Annotated in this window: 2 protein-coding genes and 3 pseudogenes; all 5 read left to right on the top strand. The window is 74.6% G+C overall.

From position 1 onward, the window contains the following. Window positions 1-1,735: SDR family NAD(P)-dependent oxidoreductase (locus tag ACWEN3_RS32855; protein WP_452978261.1), on the top strand; the 1,735-nt coding region annotated here is incomplete at its 5' end. A 37-nt stretch (window positions 1,736-1,772) separates the two neighbouring features. Then, window positions 1,773-1,835 (top strand): annotated as a pseudogene (locus ACWEN3_RS32850) (polyketide synthase docking domain-containing protein); the annotation flags it as partial. A 69-nt stretch (window positions 1,836-1,904) separates the two neighbouring features. Continuing rightward, window positions 1,905-7,424 (top strand): annotated as a pseudogene (locus ACWEN3_RS32845) (type I polyketide synthase); the annotation flags it as partial. A 12-nt stretch (window positions 7,425-7,436) separates the two neighbouring features. Continuing rightward, window positions 7,437-9,137: pseudogene (locus ACWEN3_RS32840) on the top strand (acyltransferase domain-containing protein); the annotation flags it as partial. A gap of 674 nt (window positions 9,138-9,811) precedes the next feature. Continuing rightward, window positions 9,812-9,987: KR domain-containing protein (locus ACWEN3_RS32835; RefSeq protein WP_452978263.1), on the top strand; the 176-nt coding region annotated here is incomplete at its 3' end.

Here is a 9,987-nt window from a genome sequence, read left to right as displayed (position 1 = left end):
GGGCACGCCGCCCGACCTGGAGGCCGCCGCCGACCACGTCCTGTCCACGCTGCTGCCCGGCGCGGACAGGCACGCCGGCGTCGCGCTGTCCGTTCTGCTCGTCCAGGCCCTGGGCGACGCGGGCATCGGCGCCCCGCTGTGGTGCGCGACCCGGAACGCGGTGGGGGTGAGCCCCGCCGACGAGGTGGCGGACCCGTACCAGTCCCAGGTCTGGGGTCTGGGCCGGGTGGCGGCGCTGGAGCACGCCCCGCGTTGGGGCGGTCTGGTCGACCTGCCGGACACGGTCGACGATCGGGTCGCCGGCCGCCTCGCCGCGGTCCTCGGCCAGTCGGCCGAGGACCAGGTCGCGATCCGCGACCGCGGGGTGTTCGCCCGGCGTCTGTCGCGACTGCCCGCAACCCGGAGCGACCGCTCGTGGTCGCCGCGCGGCACCGTCCTGATCACCGGTGGTACGGGTGCGCTGGGTGGGCATGTGGCCCGCTGGCTCGCCGGTGCGGGTGCGGAGCACCTGGTGCTCACCAGCCGCCGTGGTCTCGACGCCCCCGGAGCCGCGGGTCTCAAGGCCGAGTTGGAGGAGGCGGGCGTGCGCGTGACCGTGGCCGCCTGTGACGTGGCCGACCGCGGGGCGCTCGCCGCGCTGCTCGCCGAGCACCCCGTCAACGCCGTCGTCCACACGGCCGGCACCGCCGAGGCGGGGATGCTCGCCGAGACGAGCCTCGGCGACTTCGCGGCGACGGTGGCGGCGAAGGCCCTCGGGGCCGTGCACCTCCACGAACTGCTCGGCGATCAGGAACTGGACGCGTTCGTCCTCTTCTCCTCCGTCGCCGGCGTGTGGGGAGGCGGCGGGCAGGCCGCGTACTCGGCCGCGAACGCCTTCCTCGACGGCCTGGCGCAGCACCGGCGGGCCCGGGGCCTCGCCGCGACCGCGATCGCCTGGGGCCCGTGGGGTGAGGGCGGCATGGTCGCCGACGCCGGGGACGAGGAGCGGCTGCGGCAGCGCGGCCTGACCACGCTGCGACCGGACCGGGCGATCTCCGCGCTGCACGGTGCGCTGAGCGGCGGGGACGGCACGGTCACCGTGGCGGACGTGGACTGGGAGCGGTTCGTCGTCCCGTTCACCCTCAGCAGGCCGAGCGCGCTGCTGAGCGACCTGCCCGAGATCCGGGACGCCCTCGCGCGGGAGCCCGCCGAGCGGGCCGCGGAGCCGTCCGCGCTGAAGGAGAAGCTCTCCACGCTGTCCGAGGACGAACAGCAGCGCCTGCTCGTGGACACGGTGTGCGCGCACGCGGCGGCCGTGCTCGGCCACAGCGGCTCCGCGGCGGTGGAACCGGACCTGGCCTTCCGGGACCTCGGCTTCGACTCCCTGACCGCGGTGGAGCTGCGCAACCTGCTCACGACCGACACCGGCCTGACCCTGCCCGCGACGCTGGTCTTCGACCACCCGACGCCCGAGGCGATCGCCCGCTACCTGCGGAGCGAACTCGCCGGCCGGACGGGCCCGGACGAGGTGTCGGTCTTCAGCGAGCTCGACCGGCTGGAGTCGGTGATCTCCACGGCCTCCTCCGCCGAGGAGACGGTTCGGTCAGGGGTGCGGAGGCGGCTGCAGGAGCTGCTGTCCCTGGTGAACTCCGCCTGTGAGCAGGGCGCGGAATCCGCCGAGGCGCAGCGGCAGCTCCAGGACGCGACGATCGACGACATCTTCGAACTGATCGATCAAGATCTAGAAAATTCCTAGTTCTTGGCGCCCTACCTTTAACGACAGCCGAGGACGGATGAGGCGGATGAGCAGCAACGAAGACAGGCTCCTCGAATATCTCAAGCGCGTCACCGGAGACCTTCGCCAGGTCCGGGAGCGCCTTCGCGAGGCCGAGGAGAAGGACCAGGAACCCATCGCGATCGTCGGCATGGGGTGCCGGTATCCGGGCGGGGTGCGGTCGCCGGAGGACCTGTGGCAGTTGGTGGTTTCGGGTGGTGACGCGGTCGGCGAGTTCCCGGCGGACCGTGGCTGGGACGTGGACGGCATCTACGATCCGGATCCTGAGGCGACGGGGAAGTCGTACACGCGCCGCGGTGGATTCCTTTACGGGGCGGGTGAGTTCGACGCGGGGTTCTTCGGGATCAGTCCGCGTGAGGCCGTGGCGATGGATCCGCAGCAGCGTCTGTTGCTGGAGACCACGTGGGAGACGTTCGAGCGGGCGGGCATCGACGCGGAGTCGGTGCGCGGCAGCCGTACCGGAGTCTTCGTCGGCTCCGGCTACCAGGACTACGTCAACCTCCTGGTCGGGGTGGGCGGCGAGTCCGACGGCCATCTCGGGACCGGTAACTCCGCCAGCGTGATGTCCGGCCGCATCGCCTACACCTTCGGCCTGGAGGGCCCGGCGGTCACCGTCGACACGGCGTGCTCGTCGTCGCTGGTGGCACTGCACTGGGCGATCCAGGCGCTGCGCGACGGCGAGTGCTCCATGGCGCTGGCCGGCGGCGTGCAGGTGATGACCACGCCCACCGCGTTCGTGGAGTTCAGCCGCCAGCGCGGGCTGGCCCCGGACGGCCGGTGCAAGGCGTTCGGCGCCGGGGCGGACGGCACGGGCTGGGCCGAGGGCGTCGGCATGCTCTTGGTGGAGCGACTGTCCGACGCCCGCCGCAACGGCCACGAGGTGTTGGCGGTGGTGCGGGGCAGCGCCGTGAACCAGGACGGTGCGTCCAACGGCCTGACCGCGCCGAACGGTCCGGCCCAGCAGCGGGTCATCCGCCAGGCCCTGGCGTCGGCCGGCCTGTCTCCCGCCCAGATCGACGTGGTGGAGGCGCACGGCACGGGTACGACGCTGGGTGACCCGATCGAGGCGCAGGCACTCCTCGCCACGTACGGCCGGGAGCGGCCCGAGGGACAGCCGCTGTGGCTGGGCTCGCTGAAGTCCAACATCGGCCACACGCAGGCCGCCGCGGGTGTCGGCGGCATCATCAAGATGGTCATGGCGATGCGCCACGGTGTGCTCCCGCAGACTCTGCACGCGGACGAGCCGACGCCGCACGTGGACTGGTCCGCGGGCGAGGTCCGCCTGCTGACCGAGGCCGTCGACTGGCCGGAGACCGATCACCCGCGCCGGGCCGCCGTGTCGTCCTTCGGTGTCAGCGGCACCAACGCCCACACGATCATCGAACAGGCGCCGGCCCAGGACGAGGAGCCCGCAGGGGAAGCCGCCGACGGCCCCCTGGCGTGGGTGCTCTCCGCCAGGAGCGACGCGGCGTTGCGGGCGCAGGCGGCGGCGGTACTGCCCTTCGTACGAGGCGGGGTCCGGCCCCGGGACGTCGGGCTGTCGCTGGCCACGACCCGCGCGGCCATGCGTCACCGGGCCGCGGTCGTGGGGGAGAGCCGTGCGGAACTGCTCCTCGGGCTGGAGGACCTGGCCGCCGGGACCCCTTCGTCCCGTGTGCTGCTGGGGCGCCCGGCCGGTGGCAGGACCGGTTTCCTCTTCTCCGGGCAGGGCGCGCAGCGCATCGGCATGGGGCGCGAACTGTACGCGGCGTTCCCCGCCTTCGCCGCGGCCTACGACGAGGTGTGCGCGCGTCTGGACGCCCCGGTCGACGTCGACGCCGAGACCCTGCACCTGACCGGGTGCACCCAGCCCGCGTTGTTCGCGGTCGAGGTGGCACTGTTCCGGCTCCTCGAATCCCTGGGCGTCCGGGCCGACTTCGTCATGGGCCACTCCGTGGGCGAGATCGCCGCCGCGCACGTCGCCGGTGTGCTGTCGCTGGACGACGCGGCCAAGCTGGTGTCCGCCCGTGCCGCGCTGATGCAGGCCCTGCCCGCGGGCGGCGCGATGGTCGCCGTACAGGCCACCGAGGAGGAAGTCCTGCCCCACCTCGCCGACGGGGTGAGCATCGCCGCGGTCAACGGCCCCTCGTCGGTGGTGGTTTCGGGTGACGAGACGACGGCCCTTGCGATCGCCGCTTCCTTCGCCGAGCAGGGCCGCAAGACGTCGCGGCTGAAGGTCAGCCACGCGTTCCACTCACCGCTGATGGACCCGATGTTGGAGGAGTTCGGGCAGGCCGTCAGTGGTCTGGTCTTCAACGAGCCGCGGATTCCGGTCGTTTCGAACCTCACGGGCCGCCTGGCCGAGTCGTACACCCCGGAGTACTGGGTGCGTCACGTGCGTGAGGCGGTCCGCTTCGCTGATGGCCTTCGCACCCTGCATGAGCTGGGTGTGAGCACGTTCGTGGAGATCGGCCCGGGTGGTGTCCTCAGCGGTATGGCGCAGGACTGTGTGGACGGCGTCGTCACCATTCCCGTACTCCGAGCCGACCGCCCCGAACCCCAGGCGCTCACCACCGCGTACGCCCAACTGCACGTAAGCGGCGTGGAAGTGGACTGGCACGCCTTCTTCCCCGGTGCCCGCCGTGTCGACCTGCCGACCTACGCCTTCCAGCACGAGCGCTACTGGGTCGACGCCCCGGAAGCGGCCGCCTCCGTGGTGGATCCGGTGGACGCGGAGTTCTGGGAGACCGTGGAGCGTGGGGACGCGCAGGCCCTCGCGGAGACCCTGGACGTCGGGGCGGGGGACGCGTTCAGCGACGTGCTGCCGAGGCTGTCGTCGTGGCGGCGGCAGCGCAAGGAGCGGTCCGCCGTGGACGGTTGGTGCTACCGCGAGTCGTGGAAGCGCCTGGGCGAGCTCGCTCCCGCCGGCCTCGGCGGCACCTGGCTGCTGGCGGTGCCCGAGGAGGAGAACGAGCAGACCGCCGCGGTCCGCACCGCGCTCACCGCTCGCGGCGCCACGCTGAAGACGCTCGTCGTGGGCGGGACGAGCGACCGCGCCGCTCTGGCCGGGGAGCTGGCCGGGATCGGGCCGGTCGACGGCGTGCTGTCCCTGCTCGTCACGGGCGAGCCCGTGCTGCCCACCCTGCTGCTCGTCCAGGCCCTGGGCGACGCGGGCGTCGACGCCCCGCTGTGGTGCCTCACCTCGGGCGCGGTGGCCGTCAGCGGCTCCGACGCCGTACGCGACGCCCGGCACGCCCAGGTCTGGGGCCTGGGCCGCACCGTCGCCCTGGAGTTACCCCGGCGCTGGGGCGGCCTGATCGACCTGCCGGAGTCCGTCGACCACCAGACCGCCGCACGCCTGGCCGACGTACTGGGACAGGCCCTGACGGGCCGGTGGGAGGAGGACCAGCTCGCCGTCCGCGCCTCCGGCGTCTTCGCCCGGCGGCTCGCCCACGCCCCGGCCCGCGCGGCCGGCCGCCGCTGGCAGCCCCGTGGCACCGTCCTCGTCACCGGGGGTACGGGCGCGCTCGGCGGCCACGTCGCCCGCTGGCTGGCGCGCGGCGGCGCCGAACACCTCGTCCTCACCAGCCGCCGGGGCGCGGACGCACCGGGCGCCGCCGCCCTGCGGGACGAGCTGGAGGCCCTCGGCGCCCGCGTCACGCTCGCCGCCTGCGACTTGGCCGACCGGGACGCCGTGGCGGCCCTGCTCGCCGAGCACGCCTTCACCGCCGTCGTGCACGCCGCCGGGGTCGCCGACGCCGGCATGGTGGACGCCACCACCCCGGCCGCCTTCGCCGCCGCGCTCGCCGCCAAGGCGGACGGCGCGGCGCACCTCGACGAGCTGCTCGGCGACCAGGAGCTCGACGCCTTCGTCCTCTTCTCGTCCATCTCCGGCGTCTGGGGCAGCGGCGGCCAGGCCGCCTACGCCGCCGGCAACGCCTTCCTCGACGGGCTCGCCCGGCAGCGCCGCGACCGCGGCCGCACCGCGACCGCCGTCTCCTGGGGCCCCTGGGCCGACGGCGGCATGGTCGAGGACGGCGACGACGAGGAGCGGCTGCGCCGCCGGGGCCTTCGCGCGATGACCCCCGCATCGGCGATCACCGCCCTGCAGGCCGCGCTCGACCGCGACGAGACCCTGCTGAGCGTGGCCGACGTGGACTGGTCGCGCTTCATCGCGCCGTTCACCCTCGGCCGGCCGAGCCCGCTGCTCGGCGACCTGCCCGAGGTGCGCGCGACGCTCGCCGAGGACGCCCCCGAGGCGGCCCACGGCTCCGGGGCGCTCGCCGAGAGCCTGGCCGGGCTGTCGTACGAGGACCGCGCACGCGCCCTCGTGGACCTGGTGCGCACGCACGCCGCCGCCGTCCTCGGCCACCGCGGAGCGAGTGCGGTCGAGGCCGACCGGCCCTTCAGGGACCTCGGCTTCGACTCCCTGACCGCGGTGGAACTCCGCAACCGGATCAACGACGCCACCGGCCTCGCCCTGCCCACGACCCTGGTGTTCGACCACCCCACGGCCGCGGACCTCGCCGCCCACCTGCTCGCCGAACTCACCGGCGGCCAGGACGCGGCGGCCACGGCCGAGGCGGCCGCCGCCGTGCTGGACGAGCCGATCGCCATCATCGGGATGGCCTGCCGCTACCCCGGCGGCGTGCGCTCGCCCGAGGACCTGTGGGAACTGGTCGCCTCCGGCCGCGACGCGATCTCCCGCTTCCCCGGCAACCGCGGCTGGGACGTCGAGGCGCTCTACCACCCGGACCCCGACCACCCCGGCACCACGTACACCACCCAGGGCGGATTCCTGCACGACGCGGACGAGTTCGACCCCGCGGTCTTCGGCATCAGCCCGCGCGAGGCCGTCGCCATGGACCCGCAGCAGCGCCTGCTGCTGGAGACCACCTGGGAGGCCTTCGAGGGCGCCGGGATCGCCCCCGACGCGATGCGCTCCACGGCCACGGGCGTCTTCGTCGGCTCCGGCTACCAGGACTACACCGGCCGCCCGCTCAAGGTGCCCGACGGCGTCGAGGGCTACCTCCCCAGCGGCAACGCGGCCAGCGTGATCTCCGGCCGGCTCTCCTACACCTTCGGCCTGCGGGGCCCGTCGGTCACCGTCGACACCGCGTGCTCGTCCTCACTGACCGCCCTCCACCTCGCCGTGCAGGCGCTGCGGGGCGGCGAGTGCTCCATGGCACTGGCCGGCGGCGTGATGGTGATGGCCGGACCGTCCGCGTTCACGATGTCGAGCCGGCAGCGCGCGCTGTCCGCCGACGGCCGCTGCAAGGCGTTCTCCTCGTCGGCCGACGGCACCGGCTTCGCCGAGGGCGTGGGCCTGGTCCTCGTGGAGCGGCTGTCCGACGCCCGCCGCAACGGGCACCGGGTGCTGGCCGTGGTGCGGGGCAGCGCGGTCAACCAGGACGGCGCCTCCAACGGCCTGACCGCGCCCAGCGGCAAGGCCCAGCAGCAGGTCATCCGGCAGGCGCTGGCCAATGCCCGGCTCGCCCCGGACGAGGTGGACGCCGTGGAGGCGCACGGCACCGGAACCCGGCTCGGCGACCCGATCGAGGCGCAGGCGCTGCTGGCCACGTACGGCAAGGAACGTGCCGAGGACCGGCCGCTGTGGCTGGGGTCGCTGAAGTCCAACATCGGCCACGCGCAGGCCGCCGCGGGCGTCGGCGGCGTCATCAAGATGGTGATGGCCGTCCGCAACGGCATTCTGCCGAGGACGCTGCACGTCGACGAGCCGACCCCGGACGTCGACTGGGCCGGCGGGAGTGTGCGCCTGCTCACCGAGCAGACCGCCTGGCCCGACCGGGACCGGCCGCGGCGTGCGGCCGTCTCCTCGTTCGGGATGAGCGGCACCAACGTGCACACCATCATCGAGCAGGCCCCGGAGGCCGAGCCCGCCGCCGAGGGCGAGCGGACCCCCGTGGCGCGGGACGCGACCGACGCCCGGCCCCTGGACGTCTTCCCGTGGGCGCTGTCCGCGAAGACCGCCCGGTCCCTGCGCGAGCAGGCACGCAGGCTGCTGAACCACCTCGACCGCACGGACGGGCTCGCCCTGCCCGACGTCGGCCGCGCTCTCGTCACCACGCGGACGCAGTTGGAGCAGCGGGCCGTGGTCGTCGGCCGTGACCGGCACGAGCTGCGGGCCGGGCTCGCGGCGCTCGCCGACGGCCGACCCGCGGACACCGTGGTCCAGGGCGCCGCCGCGGCCTCCGGCAAGGTCGTCTTCGTCTTCCCCGGCCACGGCTCGCAGTGGACCGAGATGGCCCGCGAACTGCTGGACACCTCCCCGGTCTTCGCCGAGCAGGCGAAGGCCTGCGCCGAGGCGTTCGCCCCTTACGTCGGCCGGCCGCTGCTCGACGTCCTGCGCGCCGAACAGGACGCACCGAGCATGGCCGAGGTGGAGGTCGCCCAGCCCGCCCTGTTCACGGTGATGGTGTCGCTGGCCGCCCTGTGGCGCTCATACGGTGTGACGCCCGCCGCCGTCGTCGGCCACTCGCAGGGCGAGGTCGCCGCCGCGTACGTGGCGGGCGCGCTGACGCTGGACGACGCGGCCCGGATCGTGGCCCTGCGCAGCCGCTCGCTGACCAGACTCATCGGCAAGGGCGCGATGCTCGCGGTCGCCATGCCCGCCGACCGGGCCCGCGCGAGGCTGGAGAAGTACGGGGAGCGGCTGTCGGTCGCCGCCGTGAACGGGCCCGCCGCCCTGACCGTCTCCGGAGAGCCCGGCGCGGTCGACGAACTCCTGGCGGAACTGGAGGCCGAGGGCGTGCGCGTGCGCAAGGTCCGCGGCGCCACCGGCGCCGGGCACTCCGCCCAGGTCGAGGGCCTGCGTCCCGAACTGCTCGACCTGCTGGCCCCGGTCACGCCGCGCGCGGCGGACATCCCCTTCTACTCCACGGTGACCGGCACCGTGCTGGACACCACCGCCCTGGACGCCGGGTACTGGTACCGCAACGCGCGGCACACGGTGGAGTTCGAGCGGACCGTACGGACGCTGCTGGACGACGGGCACGGGGTGTTCGTCGAGTGCAGCCCGCACCCGCTGCTGGCCGGCGCCGTGACGGAGATCGCGGAGGAGGCCGGTGCCGACGCCGTGACCGGTGTCTCGCTGCGCCGGGACCAGGGCGGCATGGACCGCTTCCTGCGCTCCGTGTCCGAACTGCATGTGAGCGGCGTACCCGTGGACCTGACGGTCCCCTTCGCCGGGCGTCCGGTACGGCGGGTGGATCTGCCGACGTACGCGTTCCAGCGGCAGCGGTACTGGCTGGAGAGCGCCGACCCGGTGCCCGCGGGCGCCGATCCGGTCGAGGCCGGGTTCTGGGAGCTGGTGGAGAACGCGGACCTGTCCGGGCTCGCCGACGAACTCGGCGCGGACGACGCCGCCCTCGTCGGCCCGGCGCTGCCGGTACTGTCCGCGTGGCGCCGGCGCGGCCGCGAGCGGTCCACGGTGGACGGCTGGCGCTACCGCGTCTCCTTCCGGCGGCTGACCGACGATCCGGCCCCCGGACTGGACGGCCTGTGGCTCGCCGTCCTCCCCGCCGGACTGGCGGACGAGCAGTGGGCGCCCTGCGTCGTCGGCGTGCTCGGCGCCCACGGCGCCAAGGTGCGGGTCGTCGAACTCCCCGTCGACTGCGACCGCGCGCAGGCCGCGAAGCGGCTCGCCGAGGAACTCGGCGGCGAACAGCCCGCCGGCGTCCTCTCGATGCTCGGCCTGGCCCCCGGCTGCCACCCGGCCCACCCGACCTTGTCGGCGAGCCTCGCCACGACCGTCACCCTGGTGCAGGCGCTGGGCGACGCGGACGTGCGGGCACCGCTGTGGTGCGCGACCCGCGGAGCCGTGTCCACCGGAGCCACCGACCCGCTGCGCGACCCCGGCCAGGCACAGCTGTGGGGCCTGGGCATCGTCGCCGCGCTGGAACTGCCGCGGCGCTGGGGCGGTCTCGTCGACCTGCCCGAGACGCTGGACGAGCACGCGCTGCGCCGGCTGGCCGGAGTGCTGGCGCAGCACGACGAGGATCAGCTGCCGTCCGTGCCGACGGCGTGTACGGCCGACGCATGGTCCGGGCGCGGCCCGCCGACGGGGAGCCCGCGACACCGTGGCGGCCGCGCGGCACCGTCCTGGTCACCGGCGGAACCGGCGGTGTGGGCCGGCACCTCGCCCGCTGGCTGGCCGGCGCGGGCGCGCTGCACCTGGTGCTCACCAGCAGGAGCGGGCCCGACGCCCCCGGCGC

The organism is Streptomyces sp. NPDC004561 (assembly GCF_053602155.1).
Note: the sequence above shows the minus strand (reverse complement) of the source record. Positions and strands in the feature narration are given on the sequence as shown.